The 22,182-nt window shown below is 31.3% G+C and carries 22 protein-coding genes; 7 read left to right on the top strand and 15 right to left on the bottom strand.

Annotation, left to right across the window (positions count from 1 at the left end; genetic code table 11):
- Positions 1-65: 65 nt before the first annotated feature.
- A complete protein-coding gene (locus bsdtb5_RS10265; protein WP_271715922.1) occupies positions 66-215 on the bottom strand; it encodes a hypothetical protein in 150 nt (49 codons plus the stop codon).
- Positions 216-384: 169 nt separating this feature from the next.
- Here bsdtb5_RS10265 and bsdtb5_RS10260 point away from each other — a divergent pair, with 169 nt between their 5' ends.
- Complete coding sequence (locus bsdtb5_RS10260; RefSeq protein ID WP_271715921.1) at positions 385-930, top strand: rubrerythrin family protein; 546 nt, start codon at positions 385-387, stop codon at positions 928-930.
- 80 nt (positions 931-1,010) lie between these two features.
- Here bsdtb5_RS10260 and bsdtb5_RS21930 read toward each other — a convergent pair whose 3' ends face one another.
- The 4 genes from bsdtb5_RS21930 to bsdtb5_RS10245 form a co-directional block, all read right to left on the bottom strand.
- Positions 1,011-1,250, bottom strand: coding sequence for a hypothetical protein (locus bsdtb5_RS21930; protein WP_408628625.1), 240 nt, complete (start codon positions 1,248-1,250; stop codon positions 1,011-1,013).
- 154 nt (positions 1,251-1,404) lie between these two features.
- Positions 1,405-1,740, bottom strand: coding sequence for a DUF4234 domain-containing protein (locus tag bsdtb5_RS10255; RefSeq protein ID WP_271715920.1), 336 nt, complete (start codon positions 1,738-1,740; stop codon positions 1,405-1,407).
- Positions 1,741-1,860: 120 nt separating this feature from the next.
- Entirely contained in the window at positions 1,861-2,886 is a 1,026-nt protein-coding gene (locus bsdtb5_RS10250; RefSeq protein WP_271715919.1) for a threonine aldolase family protein, read from the bottom strand.
- 159 nt (positions 2,887-3,045) lie between these two features.
- A complete protein-coding gene (locus bsdtb5_RS10245; RefSeq protein WP_271715918.1) occupies positions 3,046-4,389 on the bottom strand; it encodes a zinc-binding metallopeptidase in 1,344 nt (447 codons plus the stop codon).
- 406 nt (positions 4,390-4,795) lie between these two features.
- Here bsdtb5_RS10245 and bsdtb5_RS10240 point away from each other — a divergent pair, with 406 nt between their 5' ends.
- The gene (locus tag bsdtb5_RS10240) at positions 4,796-5,971 is read left to right on the top strand and encodes an ISL3 family transposase (protein ID WP_271712080.1); all 1,176 of its coding nucleotides are present in this window, start codon (positions 4,796-4,798) and stop codon (positions 5,969-5,971) included.
- A 243-nt stretch (positions 5,972-6,214) separates the two neighbouring features.
- Here bsdtb5_RS10240 and bsdtb5_RS10235 read toward each other — a convergent pair whose 3' ends face one another.
- Complete coding sequence (locus tag bsdtb5_RS10235) at positions 6,215-8,914, bottom strand: N-acetylmuramoyl-L-alanine amidase (RefSeq protein ID WP_271715917.1); 2,700 nt, start codon at positions 8,912-8,914, stop codon at positions 6,215-6,217.
- Positions 8,915-9,531: 617 nt separating this feature from the next.
- On the opposite strand from bsdtb5_RS10235, the gene bsdtb5_RS10230 reads away from it, so the two are divergent.
- Positions 9,532-10,275 (top strand): tRNA 2-thiocytidine biosynthesis TtcA family protein, encoded by a 744-nt coding sequence (locus tag bsdtb5_RS10230; RefSeq protein ID WP_271715916.1) that lies wholly within the window; start codon positions 9,532-9,534, stop codon positions 10,273-10,275.
- A 147-nt stretch (positions 10,276-10,422) separates the two neighbouring features.
- Positions 10,423-11,475 (top strand): tyrosine-type recombinase/integrase, encoded by a 1,053-nt coding sequence (locus tag bsdtb5_RS10225; protein ID WP_271715915.1) that lies wholly within the window; start codon positions 10,423-10,425, stop codon positions 11,473-11,475.
- A gap of 75 nt (positions 11,476-11,550) precedes the next feature.
- Here bsdtb5_RS10225 and ndk read toward each other — a convergent pair whose 3' ends face one another.
- From ndk to yneA, 4 genes are all read right to left on the bottom strand, one after another.
- Positions 11,551-11,967 (bottom strand): nucleoside-diphosphate kinase, encoded by a 417-nt coding sequence (ndk, locus tag bsdtb5_RS10220; RefSeq protein ID WP_271715914.1) that lies wholly within the window; start codon positions 11,965-11,967, stop codon positions 11,551-11,553.
- A gap of 502 nt (positions 11,968-12,469) precedes the next feature.
- Positions 12,470-13,888 carry a group II intron reverse transcriptase/maturase gene (ltrA, locus tag bsdtb5_RS10215; RefSeq protein ID WP_271712004.1) on the bottom strand — a complete coding sequence of 473 codons (1,419 nt, stop codon included), beginning with the start codon at positions 13,886-13,888 and terminating at the stop codon, positions 12,470-12,472.
- A gap of 513 nt (positions 13,889-14,401) precedes the next feature.
- Positions 14,402-14,944 carry a flavodoxin family protein gene (locus tag bsdtb5_RS10210; RefSeq protein ID WP_271715913.1) on the bottom strand — a complete coding sequence of 181 codons (543 nt, stop codon included), beginning with the start codon at positions 14,942-14,944 and terminating at the stop codon, positions 14,402-14,404.
- 215 nt (positions 14,945-15,159) lie between these two features.
- Positions 15,160-15,471 carry a cell division suppressor protein YneA gene (yneA, locus tag bsdtb5_RS10205; RefSeq protein WP_271715912.1) on the bottom strand — a complete coding sequence of 104 codons (312 nt, stop codon included), beginning with the start codon at positions 15,469-15,471 and terminating at the stop codon, positions 15,160-15,162.
- A 210-nt stretch (positions 15,472-15,681) separates the two neighbouring features.
- Between yneA and lexA the strand changes: the two genes are divergently transcribed.
- The 3 genes from lexA (at position 15,682) to bsdtb5_RS10190 (ending at position 18,334) form a co-directional block, all read left to right on the top strand.
- A complete protein-coding gene (gene lexA / locus bsdtb5_RS10200) occupies positions 15,682-16,299 on the top strand; it encodes a transcriptional repressor LexA (RefSeq protein WP_271715911.1) in 618 nt (205 codons plus the stop codon).
- Between the two features lie 471 nt (positions 16,300-16,770).
- Positions 16,771-17,556, top strand: coding sequence for a flagellar motor protein (locus tag bsdtb5_RS10195; RefSeq protein WP_271715910.1), 786 nt, complete (start codon positions 16,771-16,773; stop codon positions 17,554-17,556).
- The gene (locus bsdtb5_RS10190; protein WP_271715909.1) at positions 17,525-18,334 is read left to right on the top strand and encodes an OmpA family protein; all 810 of its coding nucleotides are present in this window, start codon (positions 17,525-17,527) and stop codon (positions 18,332-18,334) included. The genes bsdtb5_RS10195 and bsdtb5_RS10190 overlap by 32 nt, the downstream gene beginning before the upstream one ends.
- Before the next feature lie 75 nt (positions 18,335-18,409).
- Here bsdtb5_RS10190 and rsfS read toward each other — a convergent pair whose 3' ends face one another.
- From rsfS to obgE, 5 genes are all read right to left on the bottom strand, one after another.
- A complete protein-coding gene (rsfS, locus tag bsdtb5_RS10185) occupies positions 18,410-18,760 on the bottom strand; it encodes a ribosome silencing factor (protein WP_271715908.1) in 351 nt (116 codons plus the stop codon).
- A 119-nt stretch (positions 18,761-18,879) separates the two neighbouring features.
- Positions 18,880-19,482 (bottom strand): bis(5'-nucleosyl)-tetraphosphatase (symmetrical) YqeK, encoded by a 603-nt coding sequence (gene yqeK, locus bsdtb5_RS10180; protein WP_271715907.1) that lies wholly within the window; start codon positions 19,480-19,482, stop codon positions 18,880-18,882.
- Positions 19,483-19,549: 67 nt separating this feature from the next.
- The gene (nadD, locus tag bsdtb5_RS10175) at positions 19,550-20,164 is read right to left on the bottom strand and encodes a nicotinate-nucleotide adenylyltransferase (protein WP_271715906.1); all 615 of its coding nucleotides are present in this window, start codon (positions 20,162-20,164) and stop codon (positions 19,550-19,552) included.
- Between the two features lie 79 nt (positions 20,165-20,243).
- A complete protein-coding gene (gene yhbY / locus bsdtb5_RS10170; protein ID WP_271715905.1) occupies positions 20,244-20,558 on the bottom strand; it encodes a ribosome assembly RNA-binding protein YhbY in 315 nt (104 codons plus the stop codon).
- A 123-nt stretch (positions 20,559-20,681) separates the two neighbouring features.
- Entirely contained in the window at positions 20,682-21,968 is a 1,287-nt protein-coding gene (gene obgE / locus bsdtb5_RS10165; RefSeq protein WP_271715904.1) for a GTPase ObgE, read from the bottom strand.
- Positions 21,969-22,182: the final 214 nt, after the last annotated feature.

Below are 22,182 nucleotides of genomic sequence, written 5' to 3'. Positions count from 1 at the left end.
ATCTTATTATATTAATTATCAATATGTATCATGTTATATTTATTAATTAAAAAAAGCTAAGATTATCACTTAGCTTTTTCTGAGGATTCATATGCGATTAATACAACATCTTTCTGAACTTTTGAACTAATAGCTTTCTCAAGCTCTGTAATATTATTAAGTTCATCGTCTTTTAACTCTGCTAATTTATAGCTCTGGTACTTATTTCCTTCCATATTAATTCCTCCTTATTATGGTATAATTATTGCCAAATATATTCCTCCTATTCAGTACTAGGTGAATAATATTCTTAATTCTTCAGTCACAAATATTGAGACGGACGGATGCAATTTTCAGTCTAATACATATTATAAAATAACTTATATTATAGTTATAGGAGTACGGATGGATTTTAAGCAGAGTAAAACCTATAATAATTTATTAACAGCATATGAAAAGGAATTAGAACTAAGTGCAAAGTATCTTATATATCGGGATATTGCAAACAGAGAGGGCTTTATTGAAATAGGAAATATCTATGAAGTTACATCGAGAAATAATAAAGAACATGCAAGAATATGGCTTAGGAGACTGAATGAAGGTAAATTACCAACTACTCAAGAAGCATTGACCGAATCTACAGCAGATGAATTAAAAATGGCGAGTGAAATGTATCAAGGATTCTCAACCATTGCTAAGGAGGAAGGATATGATGATATTGCAGCATTATTTAATGGAGTATCAAATATAGACTTTAATCATAGTTCACGATTTGAGAAACTACGTACAAACGTAGCGAATAACCAAGTATTCTGTAAACCAGAGGAGACTCTTTGGATCTGTATGCAATGCGGTAATATTATGTCAGGACTATGTGCTCCTGATATCTGTCCTGTATGTGGATTCCCTAATAGTTATTACCGTTTGTTTGATGAGATGATTGATTATTAATGAGAAAGGCCTACTAAACTGCCCCTACAGTTATTCTTATAGAATGAAAGATATATAAAAAATAAAAAACCATAAATATATTATGGTCTTAAATAGTAAAAGCATGGTATGTTTCTTAGAACACCAAATGCCAAAGTTACAATTAATATTATCGTTAGAATATATTTATGATATTTTTTGTATTGATAAATTTCTCCATTAATCATTATATATCCATAATGTCTTATAAAAATAAAAAAGCCATATGGTAGAAGCGGAAATACTAGTCTATTACTATGATATGCTTGTGTAAATTTAAATTGAAAAAGCGCGAGAAACATTCTTGTAATACCACAACCCGGGCAATATAAACCTGTAATAAAATGAAATACACATGGAATCCCTATCTTTGTTAATCGGTACCATATGCAATATATGATACCGATTACGGCTATGATACACCCTGTTCTAAATGATTTATTAATATGCAAAGATTTATGCCATTTTATTAATTTCATTTTGAATAAGTGCATAAGCAATAATTCCACCTAAAAGATAAAGAATTAAGTATAAAATTCCACCATTGCTAGAAGCGATGCCACGGTTTTGTTTTGCAATGTCAATTTTTTCGCCACACTTATATGCCCAATACAAACCATAAATTCCACAAGTTATTATAGTCAATAATAAGACCATTCCTCCACTTGTGTCTTGGACACCAGCTACAGTATTAACATCGTTTGCTAAAGAAACATACCAGTATAGTCCATATATACCACATGTAATAAATGTTAATATAATACAAACTACAATACTTCGATTGCGAACCATACTATCGTCCCCCTTTCCTTTTTCTCATTAACGACTATAATTATACATTAATAGCTAAATATATACAACCATTATTTGTATTTTTTATCAAATATTGACACTTTATTATATCATGTCTTACTACTTGCAATTCCTTAATACTTCAATAAATTTCTCCACCTTATCTTCCCTAGTTGCCCAAGAAGTTACAAGACGAATCGCAGAATGATTCTCATCGATTTTTGCTTGAAAAGAGAATAGAAATTCTTTTTCTAATTGTATAATTACGTTATTTGGAAAGATAGGAAATTGCTGATTGGTTTGAGAATCTACTAAGAAACGATATCCTAATGATGTTATTCCTTCTTTCAGTTTATAAGCCATTTTATTTGAATGTTCCCCAAGTGTTTCATATAAATGATTTGTAAATAACGTATTAAATTGAATCGCTAATAAACGACCTTTCGCTAACATTCCACCCTTTTGTTTGATATGATAACGAAAATCCTCTTTGAGATTGTCATTACAGATTACTAAAGCCTCACCAAATAAAGCACCGCTTTTTGTTCCTCCAATATAGAATGCATCTGTATATTTAGCGTAATCACTTAATGCAATATCATTACCGATAGCGGTTAGTGCAGATGCCATACGAGCTCCATCTAAATATAGGAATAATTGATTTTCTTTGCAATAGCAACTGATTTCTTCTAACTCAGCCTTTGAGTAAATAGTTCCAAGTTCTGTTGGATTTGAAATGTATACTAATTTGGGTTTAACCATATGTTCATCTGTATGAGCTTCATAACACTCACGGATGTGATTAACGTTTAATTTACCATCGTCTGTTGGGTGAATGATTACTTTATGTCCAGTTGCTTCAATGGCACCAGTCTCATGAACGGCAATATGAGCTGTTGAAGCTGCTATAATTGCGTGGTGAGGTCTTAAGAATGCAGATAATGCAGTTAAATTTGTTTGCGTTCCACCAACTAACAGATGAATATCTGCGTTCTGACAGTTAATTAGATTTTTCATATTATGGATGGCTTCTTCAGTATAAGTATCTAGACTATATCCACCCGTTTGTTCCATATTTGTTCTCATTAATGCTTCCATTATATCTGGATGTGCACCTTCACTATAATCATTATTAAAGCTATACATAATCTTTATCCTCCTGTAGAATAACATTTTTGTAACAGATATTCATCGCAATATCTTACATACATGACTGATGACATTGTTACATTTTTAAAATATTATAAAACAAATCAACCATAAATGATAGACTTGTATATGGTTGATTTGTTTTATGTTTGTTAATTATTTTATTAATTTATTTTTCTTCATATTGCTTAGAATTGATTTCTTCAACTGTACTAATTCAGGAAATTGATCGAAGAAATTGATTCTCTCTTTTTGTTTCAATGTTGCATTCTTAGGTGGTAATACATAATAAGAAAATGATTCTGAAAAATCTTCTGCTACACTTGTCGCTGCATATTCAGATACAAATTCATCATAATGTCTACAGAAAAATAATTGATTTAACGTATTTGCATTACGATCAAATGCGTATTCCTTCCAGAATGTATTGTAGTATCTATTTAAATAAGAATTTTTATTTGCAATTAAGGAAGTATCGTAGTAATCATCTTTGGAAGGATTAATTATTTCATCTTTTTTGATGTATTTTACTTGAGTATTATTCAAAGATACATAATGACCAAATTCATGAATAACAGTATGATAAAACTCATTCTTATTACTCATGTCAGCTGGATCAACGCTAATTCTCCAATACCTACCATCATTATCTAGTTGTTCAACAAATGCTGCTACTCCATATTTACCATCACTTGAGATATCAAATTCTGCAAAGGCACCTAAATACTTTGTAGGTAAGATCTGTCTAACTTGTGCCCATACTCTTTTATATTTTGCTTGATCAGCTTTACTTAAGTTAGATAATCCAGTTCTAGCTGGATCTTGATACTTTACAGTATAATCATCTTTAATTGTAAATCTTGCTTTTGTTCCATATTCAACAGTAAATATATTATACAGTACTTCGTCTGATTCAATTTTGTTACTGTACTTCTGTAAAATACTATATATTTGGCGTGCCGCAGCGTCTGATTCTATTGTATTATCAACATACTGAGAATAAATAGAATTTATTTTAGTATAATCAAGATTCGAGATTTTGCTTTTAATATTTTCAATTACTTCGTTATTCTTACTTAATGTTACTGGACCAAATGCATCTTCTAGTTCTTTTGCATAACTTTCAGCTTTTGGGAAATATTTAATAGTAAGTTCATTCAGATATGTATTAAAATCCTGAATTAGTGATATTTCCTCTTGAGTTTGAACATACGTAGTTCTATTGTTCTCTAAATTACTTAAGCGGGTAAGATAATCTAAGGATTTTGCTTTTTCATCACTTGTTAATTTTGCATCTAAAACACCTAGAACTTTACTTAAACGTTCCTCCAAGGAATTCACAACTGTTAATTGGATAGAATGTGAATAGTCACTCTTAGAAGTACTAATAGTTTCTGCGTTTACTGGTTTTACCAAACATACAATAGATAAAATCATACCTAAGCTAAAAAGGAATGAACTACGTATTAATTTGGACATTACTGTGTTGTTGTTTTTCATTTATGCTCTCCATTTCTATACCAACTAATTTCACTCATTTTTTATTGGTACTCTATTATTATAACCAAATGAATTTAAAAATGATATGGTAAATATGGAGGAATTGTATATATTACCATTTTGTTATTTATTACATCTTAAAAAAGTCAGTAAAATCAAGGTTTTTGGAAGATTGATAATATATAACAATACAAGTAGATTAAGTCAGAGTGCAATGAACTTCCATTTTCACTACTAATAGTAAATATACTAAAAATTTATGAAATAAAGGTTCTATAATAAATGTTGGGGTGTGTTAAAAACACACTTCCAACATTTTTGTTTTTATATTAAAATACATCTATATAAAGCCTCTTCACATGCCAACCGACCAAAGCTAACATTTTAAAGGAGGTATTTTATATAGATGCAATCTAATTGTAACAAAAATCTTTTAAATTTAGAAGGTGTAAAATTAAAAAGTGTGCAACACACTTTAGATGGAATTATTATCAAGATTGAAACCAATCCCAAACCTCAAATTTGTCCTTGTTGTGGAGCTGGAACATCTAAAATACACGATTATCGTTGGCAGAAAATTAAAGACTTACCTTTTCAGTTGTCCAATGCTTATTTATTGTTAAGAAAACGAAGATATGTATGTTCTTGTGGTAAACGTTTTTACGAGAAATATAGTTTTATAGCTAAATATCAGCAACGTACAACACGACTATCCTTCAAAATTGTTGAATTGCTTCGTTCAACCAACAGTATTAAATATGTTGCTTCCCAAACTAATGTCTCAATGAATACAGTAATACGTATTCTTGATACACTCTCGTATGATAAACCACATATTCCTCAATGCATTTCAATTGATGAATTTAAAGGGAATGCTGGTGATTCCAAATATCAATGTATTCTGGTGGATGCAAAGAAAAAATGTATTCTTGATATTTTACCGGATCGTACTCAGTCCCATCTTATTGAGTATTTTAAATCTTGCAGTCGTGATGAAAGATATCGTGTTAAATTTTTTATTTCTGATATGTGGCAACCTTATATAGATCTTGCCAAAACATTCTTTCCTAATGCCACAATCATCGTAGATAAATATCACTACATTCGTCAGGTTTCCTGGGCAATTGAAAGTGTTCGTAAACGTTTACAAGCATCCATGACACCAACTCTTAGAAAGTACTATAAGCGAAGTAGAAAACTTATACTGACTCGATATTCTAAATTAAAAGATGACAACAAAAAAGCCTGTGATTTAATGCTACAATACAGTGATGATTTACGACTAGCTCACAGGTTAAAAGAATGGTTCTATGAAATATGTCAGAGTAATAGCTATACATATCAAAGAACTGAATTTTGGGAGTGGGTAAAAAGTGCTGAAAGCTCTGGATTACACGAATTTGAAGCATGTGCAAAAACATATAGACGCTGGTCTGAGTATATACTTAATGCCTTTAAGTATGGATATACAAATGGACCTACGGAAGGATTCAATAATAAAATCAAAGTACTAAAAAGAAGTTCTTATGGTGTACGTAATTTCGAAAGATTTCGTACACGTATCATTCACAGTTCTATGTAAAAAAATGGTCGGTTTTCAAGAGGCTTATTTGTCATGCAAAAAAACATCTATTATAGAACCTAGTCATAAAAATAGCTCTATTGTCAGTGTTAGTGCGGGTGCAACGCACCTCACACCCCAACACTTGACAAAGAGCCGAAATAAATAAATGGAATAAATAAAACCCAATCACTAGATAATGTTGGCTTAACCTTCATTTACTAATAATTGGGTCTATCTTATGATTATGGTTACTTATTTATTTTACCTACCAGTTGGATAAGTAGTAAAGATAGAAGATGTAATATCATAGATTGCTTTTGCAGTTTTTTTCTGATAATCAGGATCTGTTAATTTTTCATAGTCAGCGCTATTTGATAAGAAACCAAGTTCTATTAGAACAGCAGGAACCGAGTTATTTTTAATAACATAAAATCCTGCGGTCTTTACTCCACGGGTATTATTTCCAAGAGTTTTACATAATCCATTTTCAAATTTCGTTGCTAAGATATTACTTGTCAAACCAGAGCTAGCTTTATAATTATTATTCGTGGAATAATATACTTCTGTTCCATTTGCAGTAGTTGAGCCTGAATTCATATGAAGGCTTATAAATAAGTCTGCACCAACTTTACTTGCGAATGCAGCACGATCAGATAATGTAATAAAAGTATCATCTACCCTTGTATAATATACTTTAATATTTGAGGTCGATGAATTAAAGTAAGATTTACCGTATTTATAGAGAATATCAAAAGCAATATTTTTCTCATAGGTTCCATGATTCGTAGTACCAGAATCATGTCCACCATGGCCAGCATCCAATACGACTATATTTTTATAAATACTTTTTGGCTTTCCTACCGTCACTCCAATATAGCTACCTTTATTCGCTAACTTATAGCCTAATATAGAAGTTGTATATACGGAGATTCTAGTATTTCCTGCTGAATTCAAAGCTACAGTAATTTTACTAATTGAGCTGTTATTTTTGGTAATTGGATGACTCTTATAATAAGAGATGTAATCACCAGGAATTGTAATAATGAATTTATTTTTATAATAATAATCGCCATTGGATATAGAAGCATAGGAAACTTCAGATGGCTTCTTAATTGTAATATCATAACTGCTTGTTAATGACTCAGTTAATACTATACTCAAGGTATTCCCAATCGATTCTGTATAATAGGAAGCACTACTCTTTTTCTTAATAGTAATTCGAGTGGAATTATTCGTTGGTTGACTAACTGTTAATCCTGTTAAACTAACACCACTTATTGATGTGGATTTTGCACCAGTTGAAGCAATTGTATAAGGTAAATCAATATAAATATTGGTCTGGTCATTTGTAATCTTAGCAGCAGGTAAATAGATTCCTGATATCGAAACAATATCTGCAGCAGATTGACGTTTTGCCACAACTTGATTGATATAATTATTATATACTTGTACTACTATTGTTCGCTTGTCTTCTGACATTTTAACTTCATATTTTGCAGTTGTAGTAGTTAAATTAAATTTTATGTTTGTATTGGAAGTTGTCGAATCGTATGTAGTTATTACTTTTCCAACAATACTATTAGAATAAGAATCCGTCTTATTGACACTAACGGAGTTACTTATATTTAAACCAATTACATTACTACTAACGTAAGAAGTCTGAACATTTTGAAATGGATTAGCGGAAGTAATTGTATATACTTCATTTTTCCCTTCCATTGTTCTAGTTATTGATGATATCTCTGCTTTTGTATTCGTACTAGCAGAAATAATATCACTATTAACAATACTTGTTACATGTTTATATTCTTCTGATAAAGAACTAGCAACACCTAAGCTTAGATAAACTTTATCCGTATCATTGATCGAGCTACTTGATGTACTTGTTGCAGTTGAAGTACTTGATGAATTAGATGTTCCAGATGTACTTGTTGAATTTGTCTTTTTTGTAATCACAGAAGTCTTAATCGCGTTACTCCAACTATAGTTATATCCTAGGTTAGTAATTGTAAAAGAACCTGGCACCATAATATAACTTGAGGCAGTATCTGTATTTTTAACAATTCTAGCAGATGTTGGCATTGAATATTTTTTACCATTCACATAGGCATAGTTACTGCCCATCGTAAATTTGATTGTGTTACCGTTCTTTGATACTGTAAGAACTTTACTAGTTGAATTATAATTATAAGATGCATTAATACCAGTTGATTTCAATACTTTATTGGCACGAATTAAAGCTGTGTCATTTAATACAATACTAGGCATTGTTGAAAGATTAAGGAGCGTTCCATGTACGGACACTTTCCCTTTTGTTCCTGTATAAGCATGATTTTCACCATCGTAAAATAAATGCAATGGTCCAGTAATCTCGGAGGATCTTGTTTGGCTATTCCATGTATATCCTAGTTTCAGACTTTCTGTTACAAATCGTGCTGGCACTAAGATCTTAGTGGCATTAACATTATGATAAGTAACCTTTACTGGTACACCATCCATTGTTTTTTTAATACCATTTACATATGCAATTTTACTACCAAGAGTCATTTTTATAGAGTTACTTCCAACTTTTATTATAATTATTTTATTTGTACTAGAGTATGAAGCACTTGCTTTTATCACTGAATTTTGAAAAACATCTTGATAGGAAATCATTGCAACATCATTAATTACAATCCCAGGGGTACTATGTAGGTTAATCTGTGCACCATTATATGTTGCTGAGACTTTAGTTCCCGTATAATTAACATTTTTGCCATTATAAGAAATAGATAAACCAGAAGCTGCATTGGCTATATTTGCAGGCATAAGTATTATAATAAGTAATAAAAGAAATACAAGTGTAGATATATAACTTTTATAACTCCTATTCTTTATTTTCTTGTCAACGTCGTTAGTAAATTTATATTCAAACGATTGGATTACTGAATAATTTGGTTGTTTTTTCTTGTTTTCAAACATATTTTTTCACCCTTTTTTCCCATGATTATTCATTTCTATATTTTTTTTAAATGAATAGTCTTTTTACGTAGTATCTATCCCATCATATCTACGAAAAGTGATAGAATTGTGTCAATTTATATGTAAATTCTTCTAAATTCTTAGTAGAAAATTCATTTATACTTATAAATCTACGATTAATATCTTAATTACTATAATAGTCTCTGTTATATTTATAATAACTATTTCTTTAGGGAAAGCATTGATTTCAAACCATATATTTTTGTTAACACTTTTTAGGGGAATATATTTCATTTTTACGCATCTAATTGGTAAACTCTATGAATACCATGTATTTGATGTTCAAATATCAGATTGTCTTGATGGTAATTTTTCAAACTAATTTCATTAGTAAGGTACTTAATATATTACGTTTAAATATATAGAATTAAAGTATCTTATTGAAAGAGAAAGAATTGTTTAGTACAATAAATCATATGATAATTAGTAAAAATTCAAATCGTATTATTTTGAGACTATTAGCTAGATACAAAACATCTTATTAATAGCCTCTAACCGTTCACATAAATCTAGTTATTAAATCAGTTATATATATTATATTAAAAGTGAGGAAATTTATGAAATTACAACGCTTATTAAGCCTGACGCGAAAAGCCATAGATGATTACCAGATGATACAAGATGGAGATCGTATTGCTGTTGGGATATCTGGTGGCAAAGATAGTCTTACACTATTAATAGCACTGACTAATCTGAAACGTTTTTATCCAAATAAATTTGAATTAGAAGCAATATCCGTTAATCTAGGGTATAACGAGTTTGATTTATCAGAGGTAAGTAAATTATGTAAAAAACTTGAGGTTTCTTATACTGTCGTGGATACTGATATAGCTCACATAGTATTTGATGAACGCAAAGAGAAAAATCCATGTTCGTTATGCGCCAAATTAAGAAAAGGTGCCTTCAATGAAAAGGCTAATTCATTAAATTGTAATAAAGTTGCGTATGCTCATCATAAAGATGATATCATGGAAACATTAATGATGTCTCTATTATTTGAGGGAAGGCTAAGTTCTTTCGAACCAGTAACTTATTTGGATAAGACAGGCCTTACAGTCATTCGACCATTGATGTTCTTAGAAGAAAGAGATATTAGAAGTTTTGCTTTAGAGAATCATCTACCTGTTCAGAAGAATCCATGTCCTGTTGACGGGTATACCAAAAGAGAATATGCTAAAAATCTTATAAAGCAATTAAATAAAGAGAATCCAGGGGCTAGAGAACGTATTTTTCATGCCATAACAAGCAGTAATCTTCCTGGGTGGGGTGAAAGTGAACATGTTCGTACTAGTAAGCAATAAGAATAGGAACGCTCCTTCTTATTTTAAATTTATAAAGACTGAAAATGAGTATGTCATCTTAATTAGTAAAACTATTAGAGATATGTACTATTTCTCTAGTCCTATAAAAAAATATAATCCTATAAATAACGAAAGGAACAATAATAGATGAAAGAACAGAATTACCATGATAAAGTGAATATTGAGAATGCAGTAAAATTAAGAGAGCTAATTAAATCTCTTCCACATTTCTGTTCTGACTTTTTTAGGGGAATTGAACCTACTACTTCTTCTAGAACAAGAATTGCATATGCCTATGATCTTAGTGTTTTCTTTGAATTTTTATCGAAAACTAATGCCGCATTAAAGAACACGCCAATCCCTGATATTCCTATACATACATTAGATCAAATAAGAGCAATTGATATTGAAGAATACCTTGATTATCTGAAATATTATCAAAAAGATGGAAAAGAGCATATTAACGATGAAAGTGGAAAGAAAAGGAAACTAATTACTCTTCGAACGTTTTATAATTATTACTTTAAGAAAGAAATGATAACTACCAATCCAGCCATCTTAGTGAATATTCCCAAGCTGCATGAGAAAGAAATCGTACGTCTTGATATTGATGAAATTGCACGTCTACTTGATGAAGTTGAATCTGGTGATAACTTAACGAAGTCTCAACAAAAATACCATAACAAAACGAAAGTTAGAGATCTTGCAATCATGACTTTACTTCTTGGTACTGGAATTCGTGTATCTGAATGTGTAGGGCTCGATATCCATGATATTGATTTTAATAATAATGGAATTAAGATTATTAGAAAAGGTGGAAATGAGGTTATTGTATACTTTGGTGAAGAAGTTGAGGATGCATTGACCAATTATCTTATAGAACGTAAACAAATCTTGGCATCAGAAGGTCATACCAATGCCCTCTTCTTATCAATGCAAAATCGTAGAATTAGCGTCCGATCTGTTGAGAACCTCGTGAAAAAATATTCAAGCACCGTAACTAAGTTAAAACGAATTACTCCACATAAGCTTCGCAGTACCTATGGTACTAGTCTTTACAGAGAGACAGGTGATATTTATCTAGTTGCTGACGTATTAGGACATAAGGATGTTAACACCACCAGAAAGCATTATGCAGCGATTGAAGATTCTAGAAGGCGGAGTGCTGCAAATGTAGTTAAGCTTAGGGAGAAGGAGTAACATGACACTATAAAAAATATCCCAAAACTTCCACTGTTTTGGGATATAAGCTCGTCCAATTAATTAAATATTATGTTAGCTTTCAAAACGAATTAGATCTCTCCATATTGCAATTTCATTCTCAGCAGCCTCTACTGATTCTGATCCATGAACTGCATTTGCTTCGATCGTTTCTCCGAACATATAACGTATTGTACCAGGCAAAGCCTTTTGTGGATTCGTAGCACCATTGATTTCTCGCACAATGTCAACAACATTTTCACCTTCAAGAATTAGTACTACTACCTCTGATGAAGACATAAACTGAACTAGTCCATCAAAAAAATCTTTGCCTTTATGTGCCTCGTAATGTTTTTCTAATACTTCTTTTGTAGCTAACACTCTGTGTGCATGTATTATTTCTAGTCGATTATCCTCGTAAATTGAAATGATTTTACCAACTAACTTCTTTGCTACTGCTTCTGGCTTAATAATAACAAGTGTTCTTTCCATACAACCCCCAGCACCTTTCGATTTCATAATTTTTATAATTCATTTACTTATAATGTATATAATAGAAGTGTTAGCTATTACCAGTAGTCTTATACATTATAGCATATGAAATAATGCCAGAATAGTACTTATTTAGTTAATTCATCCAAATATTTTCTCATATTACGATTAATTTTAACATTTATCACAAATAAAAGACGAGTCAGCTTTTATTCTACTATTTTTTATTATGATTCGATTAATATTATATTACTAATTTATTTATTAAAATATAAATCTAGAAGGTTACAAGCTCCTCCAAAAAGTGCTAGAATTGAATTAACAACAAAAAAAACACACTCTACTATTTGCCCAGTTTGATTTAGTCATATATGAGTTATTATTTAAGTTGTTACATAACAAATCATATAGTCAAATAATACAATCGGGTAGGAGGTAGATAATTAATTTATCTACCGACCTCCCACACCACCGTACGTACCGTTCGGTATACGGCGGTTCTTTAGTTTTCACATATTTTCAAGTAAAACTCAGAGAATGTGGGATAACCCCATTCTCTGAGTTTTTCATTATTCAAGGCAAACTGTACCATTCTATTGTTGCTACAGTTCCATATTCCTTGGCGCATATTTGCGTGCCATTTTATAAAGGCTTCGTTCATACCTAGTTCCTTTAGTTTTCGATATTTCGTTTTTGTCTTCTTCCATTGTTTCCAATAGATTGCTCTTATTCTATGGCGTAACCATTTATCTATCTCCACTAGCATTTTATTCATATCTGCTAATCCAAAGTAGTTTATCCACCCTCTAATAAACTGTGTCAATTTCAGTGCTCGATATTCATTTCCCCATCCATTATGTCTGTCAGTAAGCTCTCTGATTTTATTCTTCATCTTAACTACTGATTTTGGGTGTATTCGAAATCTGCATTTTCCCTTGTATCTATAGAAGCTATATCCAAGGTATTTGACTTTGCTTATATGTGCCACACACGTCTTTGAGTGATTTACTTTTAGGAATAGTTTTCCCTCAATGTATGACACTATGTTGTTCAAGGTTCTTTCTGCACTTTTCTTACTTTTGCAGAAAATCATACAATCATCTGCATAGCGAACAAACCTATGTCCTCTGTTTTCCAGTTCCTTATCCAACTCGTTCAGCATTATGTTACTTAGAAGAGGACTCAATGGTCCGCCTTGTGGCATACCAACTTCTGTCTTTTCGAACATCCCTTTGCTAATAACACCAGCATTAAGATATTTGTGGATAAGCGATATTACTCTCCCATCCTTGACAGTTCGTGATAGAACTTCTATGAGTTTGCTTTGACACACTGTGTCAAAGAACTTTTCCAAATCCATATCTACCACATATACATAGCCATCGTTGACATTCGTTTGGCATTGTTTCAGTGCATCGTGTGCACCCCTGTTTGGTCGAAAACCAAAACTGTTTCCAGAAAACTGTTTCTCGAAGATTGGAGAAAGTACCTGTGTAATCGCTTGTTGAAATACTCTGTCAACTACTGTTGGTACTCCCAGTTTTCTAAACTCGCCTTTTGTTTCTTTGGGTATTTCCACCCTACGGACTGGGGTTGGTTTGTATTTTCCATCTTTTATCTGTTGGATAAGTTGCCTTTGGTTATCTCTCAGAAAGCCTAGAAGTTCATCCACGCTCATTCCATCAATACCGCCTGCTCCTTTGTTTGATTTCACTTTCTTGAAAGCCTTGTTAAGGTTATCTTTGTGTAAAATCTGTTCCATTAGATTGTCCGTCTGAAAATCTGTGATGATGTCGTTGTTTTCAGCAATCCTTTGATGGGCAAACACTTCTGCATACTCTTTCTGTTCCGCAGATACCGTTTGCAGATAGTCCTCTCTATGAAGTTGTCTGTTCTTAAATCCATCTTTGGTTACATTCATTTACTCACATCTCCTAAAGTTCAGTCCTTCCTACTATGTTTGCAACCACAGTAGTACTATGACCTCTGCTGACTTCTCGCCATTCGTTGTTACTACAGATTTCATACTCTGTTTCCATCTGCTGACGAGACCTCCCTAGGTACCACACGTTTCTTTCTCTCCATCCATCTGCCACATTTACCACAGTTAATTCCGAGTAGTTATAGGACTTCGGTTTGAGTAGCAACCTTATCCTTAACTGTAGCCTGATGTGATTTCTATTCGTCAGACCAGAGATTTGCCTCCACCTTCCTTCGGATTCCACCTCACGATGGACACCCTTGGTTTTGGCTGTATCCTTCCCACTACTAGGGCGGATTAGGGACTTTCACCCATTAGAAACGTGCGCCGCTAGGCGCACTACCTATCTTAAGTTTACATAATATCATTATGTAAACTTATTGATTGAGTGTAAAAAAGGTATATATCCTATAACCAAATAAAAGGATATATACCTAATAGAATTTTATACTATCATTTATTTAAAGCCTTAGCCAACTTTGCAACTTCCAATATTGCCTCGCTATCCTGATTAGTTGGCTTCTTATCTGTTTGAAATGAACAAACGTCTCCAACAATCTTTGCATTTAATGAACTTAAGATTATTTTAGATGTATCATAAGCTTTATCCTTTACACCATTTCCTCCAACAAGGATAATTCCACCCTTTTTTTCTTTTTGAATAGGCAATGTCTTTCTGATATATTTACTAGACCAAAATGTTTGAAACCTACTCATGACAGATAAAAGTTGACCTGTCAATTCTGAAAAATAGAGGGGTGATGCAATAACAATATTATCACAATTCAAAATATATTCATAGATTTCTTGCATGTCATCTTTGATAGCGCAACCTGGCTTTTTCCAACAATATCTGCAATCGATACAAGGCTTAATATTCTCATAATAAGCGTTTACCATCTTTATATCACCTTCTAGCTGACTTGTTAACTCATTTAATAAAAAAATGGTATCTCCATTCTTTCTTGGTGAACCATTAAAAATCAATGTTTTCAAATAAATTCCTCCTTATTGTATACTTCGATACATTTATACTCTTAGTTACTTGCTGTTATTAGTATAACTTAAAATTATTCAGAATCAAGAGTTAACTTATATATTATCTCATCTTGTATAAAGTAAAGAATTTATTAATTATGCACATTCATATCCGTTCCTACACAATAGGATTGATTGTCATGTAACACAATGTAAATTACTACATAATTATATTACTCATAATATGGAATAATTAAATGTTCCCCTACATGAATGGTATCAGACATTAAACCATTACTCTGCTTTATCTCACTAATATATTGATCTACATTATCATATTCACTTGACATATAACTAGTTGCTATACTCCAAAGAGTATCACCTCTCTCAATTGTAATGCTAGTAACTAATTTAGGAGAAGTCGCTTTTGAGTTGGAAGCAAAAACAGTCTTAGTAACAAAAAAGAATGTAAAGAATAATACAAACACTATTAACAATAGTATAAAAAGCTTTTTCTGCTCGTAAATTGATTTAAATTTATTCATAAAAACCTCCTGTATGATATGTATAATTTCAGTTTCATATAATCTATTTATGCGTTTCATCAAATCGAACACATGTTTATATTTTGATTATAGCGAACAGTTGTTCGGTTGTCAATAGATAAAAGAATGTATTTTCCGAACATTAGTTTTGCAATTTCATTTTCTATATGATATAATGGAAAAAACAAGACGATTGGAGGTTGGCACCTAGTGGATTACGGTAAAATAAGTGCGAAACAACGAGAAATATTAGATTACATAAAATCGGAAATTATTAATAGAGGATATCCACCAGCAGTACGTGAGATTTGTGAAGCAGTTAAGTTGAAGTCAACTTCTTCTGTACATTCCCACTTAGAGACATTAGAGAAAAATGGTTATATTAGAAGAGATCCAACAAAGCCTAGAGCAATTGAAATAATAGATGATAATTTTAATTTAACCCGTAGAGAACTAGTAAATGTACCTATAGTTGGTACTGTTACAGCTGGACAACCAATTCTTGCAGTAGAGAATATTGAGGGTTACTTTCCTGTCCCAACTGAGTATATGCCTAATGAAGAGACTTTCATGTTAAAAGTAAAAGGTGAAAGTATGATTAATGTTGGTATATATAATGGAGACAAGATTTTAGTAAGAAAACAGCCAACTGCTGATAATGGTGATATTGTAGTGGCTCTAATAGATGATTCAGTTACTGTGAAGACCTACTTTAAAGAAAAAGGTTATTACCGCCTACAACCTGAAAATGATACGATGGATCCAATTATCGTAAATGAACTTAATATACTTGGTAAAGTAATTGGTTTGTTTCGTATGTATCAATAAGAATAGAACATATTATTTTAATAGAATTGCTTGGATAAAGTTATATCAATATAATTTATTCAAGCCTTTTTTATTTATTATTTTACATATCTCCCACTTCTTTATCAAATTATGTGAATTGTATATTAAAAAGGCAATTATTTATGTAGAAATAAAACGAATTTTACATTATACTAATAGTAATAATATACTTATTAATTATGAATTATTATATTAGCATAGAGGCTATAAAATCTAAAATAGGACATATATCTTTCTTAATTTTCAATTTATTTTATTAAATTTTAAAACAATACTTATATATTTTACATTTTATACCGATATATATTATAATTTGTAGTTCCTGAACATAATTTTTGTGATTTTTAAAATTATATAATGTTAATCTTTTTGTTGATGATAAAAATATTATTTTAGTAGTCGCATTAATTAATAAGTATGCTACAAAAAAGTACTAATAAGAGTTGGAGGATGGAGAAAAAAATGAATTTATCTTTTATAGCTAGTTTGATAGTTGGATTGGGAGCACTGATTTTAGCTTTTATTGTTGAAGGTGGTACGCCTTCTGGTTTATTGCAACCAACAGCTGCTTTGATTGTATTTGGAGGAACATTGGGAGCACTTGGTTGTTCATTTCCAATATCAAATATTAAAAGACTTCCAAAAATTTTAGGGGTTTTAATGAGTAACCAAAAGCAAGATAAAGCTGCTGTGTTAGAAACTTTTATTGAACTATCAAATAAAATTCGTAAAGAAGGACTTTTATCTTTAGAAGTTGTTTTAAATGCAGGGGATTACGATCCATTTATGGTTTCAGGACTTCAATTAGTTATTGATGGCATTGATGGTGAAAATATAAAGAAGACGATGGAAATTAAACTTGAGAATATTATGGAACGCCATGAGAAAGGTTACTCCATGTTTGAGGCAATGGGTGGATACCTTCCTACCATGGGTGTAGTTGGTACCGTAATGGGACTTATCAATGTAATGGGTAGTTTATCAGAAGCTGCGGATTTGGGTCCTAAAATTGGTGTTGCATTTATTGCTACTTTATATGGTGTAGGATCTGCAAACTTAATATTTTTACCAATTGCAAATTCACTAAAAAGTATTGATGCAGAAGAAGTGGCATTAAAAAGCATGATAATCGATGGTGTTCTAATGATACAAGAAGGAGCTAATCCAACATTAATACGCGAAAGGTTAAAAGGATATTTAGAGGATGAAAAGGAAAGCCAAGAAATCAGGGAATAATGAAAGATGGTTATTAACATATTCGGATATGATTACTTTACTTGTTGCTCTATTTGTCGTTCTGTACGCTATGAGTAATGTAAGCGAAAGTAAGTATGCGCAATTAGCAGAATCGCTGAATTCCTCACTAGGAAATGGTGTACTATCTGGCCAGGACTCACTATTACCTGGTAAGACAGGGTTATTAGATGGAGGGAAACTATTAGAACAATCATCTGGTGATACTAATACTGCCACAACGGGTGCTGATAAAAATAAAAATGGTATATCTACAACCACACAAACAGGTAAGGATAATAACACTCTAGAAAAAGAAGAATTTGAAAAGCTACGTGATCAAATAAATCAGATAGCGGAAAAAAGCAATATAAAAGGTAATGTTACAATGACAACAGAAAAAAGAGGTCTTGTCATTACATTTTCAGATAAAATCTTTTTCGATAGTGGAAAAGCTTTAATCAAATCTAATATGAATAAAACCTTAAAACAGATTGCAACATTATTAAATAGTACTGATAACAGTATTGTTGTAGAAGGACATACAGATAATGTGCCAATTAAAAATGCGTACTACTCTTCTAACTGGCAATTATCTTCTATTCGTGCTACCAATGTAGTTGAGTATTTAATTAGCAATTGCAATATTTCACCTAGCCGTTTACGTGCTGTTGGATATGGTGAATATAAACCAGTAGCTTCAAATAAAACAAAAGCAGGACAAAATAAAAATAGACGTGTAAATATTGTATTACTTTATAATAACGTTGAATCTGAATAAAATATAGGAAAAACGCTTAAGATTAAATTACATCAATCCTAAGCGTTTTTCTTTATTTCTCTTTTTATGAATATATTATAGTTTATCTTTATCGATAGTTTTTCCATCTCTCCATATTCTTTCTAGATCATAGAATAAACGATCTTCTCTAGAAAAAATATGAACAACAATATCACCATAATCAAGAAGAATCCAATTAGTTGTTCCAATTCCCTCAATTCTTTTTGGTTCATAACCAGCCTTACCCAATCCTTCTTCTACTGCATCAACTAAAGCAGAAACTTGAGATGAGTTTGTACCATTTGCAATTACAAAGTAATCTGCGATAACTGTAATATCTTTCACCTCGATTACTTTTATATCTTCTGCCTTTTTATCATCTAAAGCTTCATAAGCTATTTTTGCCATTTCTTTTGATAAATTCATATTGTGCTCCCTTCTAATTCATGTACTTATAAATAATATATTCCTTGCTAGTAATTTTGTTTTATATATTTGTATTTAAAATTCTATTTGTATCTATCTTTTATATATGGAAATAATCATTAATATTCAGAATCTTGCAATTTCTTATAATATTCATATGCATTTTCGGTCATTGGGTCAATCAACTTGTCCTTATTTTTCTTAAGATAATTAAGTGTATTTTCTAATATCATATAAACAGCCAAATCTATATTCTGGAATGAAACTTTACGAATTTCATCTAATTTAGGAATCATTCTTCTTGACGGTTCAATATAATCTGCTGTAAAAACAATCTTTTCCAACATTGACATGTTTGGTCTTCCTGTTGTATGATACGTAATTGCATCTAGAATTTCTCTATCTTGAATACCAAACCTTTCCCTAGCATAATATGCTCCTAATTTGGTATGTAATAAGTAAGGACTTTTTGATTCAATTTCTGTTATATCAATATGAAACTCTTTACATTTAAGAATCATCATATTATCATCATAACATTTTGCGTAATCATGAAATAAACCTGCAATCTCAGCCTTTTTTATGTCATATTGATAATTCATAGCAAGTGCTGCACATATATATTGTACACCGAGTGTATGAAAATAACGCTTTGCAGTCATATTCTCTTTCACTTTGTCTTGAAATTCCATTATATTATAATCCATTTCAGTTACCTTCATTCCTTTCCTTCAAGGTATTCTGACAATCTGATGTCATTTAAAAATGATATTTAATTAGCGTAGATACTTATAAATGATACAGATTATTTTTCATGATATAGTCTTCAACTTCTTTGGACACGTAATATTTGATAGACTTATGATTTTGCAAGCATTTTCTTATATATTCCGAGGAGATATCCATATTAGGAACATGCAATAAAGATATATCCGCATTGAAATTATCATGTAATTCTTTAATTCTATTATTCATCTTGTCATCCGATATGGCATATCTAGTAGCTGCTAATATTTTTGCCATTGACATAACAATATCTGGATTTTTCCACATATCTATCTGATATAGGGAATCTGCACCTATAATAAAATGAATATCCCAATCAGGATGAATTTCTTTTAAACAAGTTAAAGTATCCGCTGTATAAGTAATACCTTCTCGATCAAGTTCTACCGTAGAAAGTTCAAAATGTGGATTATGCTGAATGGCTAATAAAACCATTTCTTGTCTAACAGAGTCTGGTAAAACATCTCTTCTATTTTTGTGCGGTGGATTTTTAGAAGGCATAAATAATACAGTATCTAATTGAAATTGTTCATATGCTTGTTCTGCAAGGATTAAATGTGCGGTATGAATCGGATTGAATGTTCCACCCATGATTCCAACTTTCCTTTTCTGTCTCATTTACAAGCTCCTTTACATGTCAAAACACACTTTATTTTTTACTTCTATTAAATCTTATTTTAAATACTATAAAATCTTATTAATTACCATTATTCTTATTTCTTACTACTGGTAATTCAATCTTTTTATGTTCCTTTGATTCTCTGTATAGAACAATTTTCTTTCCTATTACTTGAACCACATCGGATTTGGTTCTTTCAGCGATGATACTGGCAATTTCTCTTGGATCATCCATACAATTTTTTAAAACACTTACTTTGATCAATTCTCTTGCTTCTAAGGCTTCATCGATTCCTTTTGTAATCTCAGGTGTAAGACTTGATTTACCAACTTGATAGATTGCATCAATATTCATAGCTAAGCCTTTTAAATAAGCTCTTTGTTTACTTGTCATATCTATTGTATTCCTCCATATTTTCTATTCTAATGATATGAAATTTATATACACAAATGATGCGAAGCGAAAGTTAGTACCATAATAAAAGGTAGCCTATATTACGCTCCACATCTGTTCTGTTTATTTATAATAATCAAAATGTAAATTATACATTTTAACAGTATCGCCTTCTTGGATACCCATATTTTCTAATTCTTCTATAATATTGTTCTCTTTTAAGAAACGTTGGAAGAAATCAAATCCCTTTTCAGTATCAAGGTTCGTATAACCTAACATTCTTTCGATTCTTGGACCTTCAACTGTAAATACGCCTTCTTCTGGATTTTCAATTGAATATGGTTCATTTGAGAGATCAATTTGTTCAGGGAAGAATTCACGTTCAAATACAATTGGTGCACTATCAAGTGTTCCAAGTAATTCATATACATGATATAATAGATCCTTTAAACCCTCTCCAGTTACAGCTGAAATAGGAAATACTTTAATTCCCTTAGGTTCAAATTCATCTTTTAATCTCTTGATTGCTTCTTCTTTTTCTTCGCCATATAATACATCTAATTTGTTAGCACCAATTACTTGAGGTCTGGATGCTAACTCTTCGTTATAAGCATAAAGTTCAGCATTAATTTTATTAATATCATCGATAGAATCTCTACCTTCTGTCGAAGCTGCATCAACCATATGAATAATCACTTTTGTTCTTTCAATATGCTTTAAGAACTCATGACCTAAACCAATACCTTCGGATGCTCCTTCAATTAGTCCAGGAATATCAGCGATTACAAAACCATCTGTTCCTTCTAGGTCTACTACTCCTAGATTAGGGTTTAATGTAGTAAAATGATAATTTGCAATCTTTGGTTTTGCATTCGTAACTCTTGATAAAAATGTAGACTTACCTACATTTGGGAAACCTACTAATCCAACATCTGCAATTACTTTCAATTCTAAAGTAACATACATTTCTTTGTATTGTTGACCTGGTTGTGCATACTTTGGAACCTGCATTGTTGGGGTTGCATAATGTTGATTTCCTTTACCACCATTACCACCACGTAACAATACTTCTCTTCTATTATCATGAGACATATCTGTGATAACTTTGCCAGTTTCGGAATCTTTGATAATGGTACCAGCTGGTACTTTGATAATTAAATCTTCACCATCTGCACCATGACATTTCTTCTTACCACCATTTTCACCATCGCCAGCACAGTATTTACGTACATGTCTAAATTCGTTCAGGGTATTTACACCATCATCTACTTCGAATATTAAATTACCACCACGGCCACCATCACCACCGTCCGGACCACCGTTTGGTACATATAATTCTCTTCGAAAGCTGACATGACCATCGCCACCCTTACCGGATCTTATATATATTTTTGCGCTATCTGCAAACATTTTATCACCTTGTAGCCTTTCTAACTCTACGATATGAAATCTTACATAAAAATTTGAATCTAAATGATTTGCTCTATACTTACTTATCATTATTATTACAAATTTTTAAAATATAAAACAACTTTTATAAAATCTATTTTTAAATAAAATCAATAAATGATTGATCTATATGATTCATTATTATTTGTTCTTAATTATCTTTAATTTCTTCTAT

Origin of the sequence: Anaeromicropila herbilytica, from assembly GCF_016591975.1 — a bacterium.
Taxonomy (GTDB): Bacteria; Bacillota; Clostridia; order Lachnospirales; family Lachnospiraceae; genus Anaeromicropila; species Anaeromicropila herbilytica.
Note: the sequence above shows the minus strand (reverse complement) of the source record. Positions and strands in the feature narration are given on the sequence as shown.

Coding starts and splice junctions, on each gene's coding strand:
- bsdtb5_RS10230 (WP_271715916.1), top strand. CDS start 9,532: ATGAAATTACAACGCTTATTAAGCCTGACGCGAAAAGCCATAGATGAT.
- yqeK (WP_271715907.1), bottom strand. CDS start 19,482: ATGAAGGTAACTGAAATGGATTATAATATAATGGAATTTCAAGACAAA.
- bsdtb5_RS10250 (WP_271715919.1), bottom strand. CDS start 2,886: ATGTATAGCTTTAATAATGATTATAGTGAAGGTGCACATCCAGATATA.
- bsdtb5_RS10260 (WP_271715921.1), top strand. CDS start 385: ATGGATTTTAAGCAGAGTAAAACCTATAATAATTTATTAACAGCATAT.
- bsdtb5_RS10235 (WP_271715917.1), bottom strand. CDS start 8,914: ATGTTTGAAAACAAGAAAAAACAACCAAATTATTCAGTAATCCAATCG.
- bsdtb5_RS10225 (WP_271715915.1), top strand. CDS start 10,423: ATGAAAGAACAGAATTACCATGATAAAGTGAATATTGAGAATGCAGTA.
- bsdtb5_RS10265 (WP_271715922.1), bottom strand. CDS start 215: ATGGAAGGAAATAAGTACCAGAGCTATAAATTAGCAGAGTTAAAAGAC.
- ltrA (WP_271712004.1), bottom strand. CDS start 13,888: ATGAATGTAACCAAAGATGGATTTAAGAACAGACAACTTCATAGAGAG.
- obgE (WP_271715904.1), bottom strand. CDS start 21,968: ATGTTTGCAGATAGCGCAAAAATATATATAAGATCCGGTAAGGGTGGC.
- yneA (WP_271715912.1), bottom strand. CDS start 15,471: ATGAATAAATTTAAATCAATTTACGAGCAGAAAAAGCTTTTTATACTA.
- yhbY (WP_271715905.1), bottom strand. CDS start 20,558: ATGACAAGTAAACAAAGAGCTTATTTAAAAGGCTTAGCTATGAATATT.
- bsdtb5_RS10255 (WP_271715920.1), bottom strand. CDS start 1,740: ATGGTTCGCAATCGAAGTATTGTAGTTTGTATTATATTAACATTTATT.
- bsdtb5_RS10245 (WP_271715918.1), bottom strand. CDS start 4,389: ATGAAAAACAACAACACAGTAATGTCCAAATTAATACGTAGTTCATTC.
- ndk (WP_271715914.1), bottom strand. CDS start 11,967: ATGGAAAGAACACTTGTTATTATTAAGCCAGAAGCAGTAGCAAAGAAG.
- nadD (WP_271715906.1), bottom strand. CDS start 20,164: ATGAGACAGAAAAGGAAAGTTGGAATCATGGGTGGAACATTCAATCCG.
- rsfS (WP_271715908.1), bottom strand. CDS start 18,760: ATGAATTTATCAAAAGAAATGGCAAAAATAGCTTATGAAGCTTTAGAT.
- bsdtb5_RS10195 (WP_271715910.1), top strand. CDS start 16,771: ATGGAGAAAAAAATGAATTTATCTTTTATAGCTAGTTTGATAGTTGGA.
- bsdtb5_RS10190 (WP_271715909.1), top strand. CDS start 17,525: ATGAAAAGGAAAGCCAAGAAATCAGGGAATAATGAAAGATGGTTATTA.
- bsdtb5_RS21930 (WP_408628625.1), bottom strand. CDS start 1,250: ATGTTTCTCGCGCTTTTTCAATTTAAATTTACACAAGCATATCATAGT.
- bsdtb5_RS10240 (WP_271712080.1), top strand. CDS start 4,796: ATGCAATCTAATTGTAACAAAAATCTTTTAAATTTAGAAGGTGTAAAA.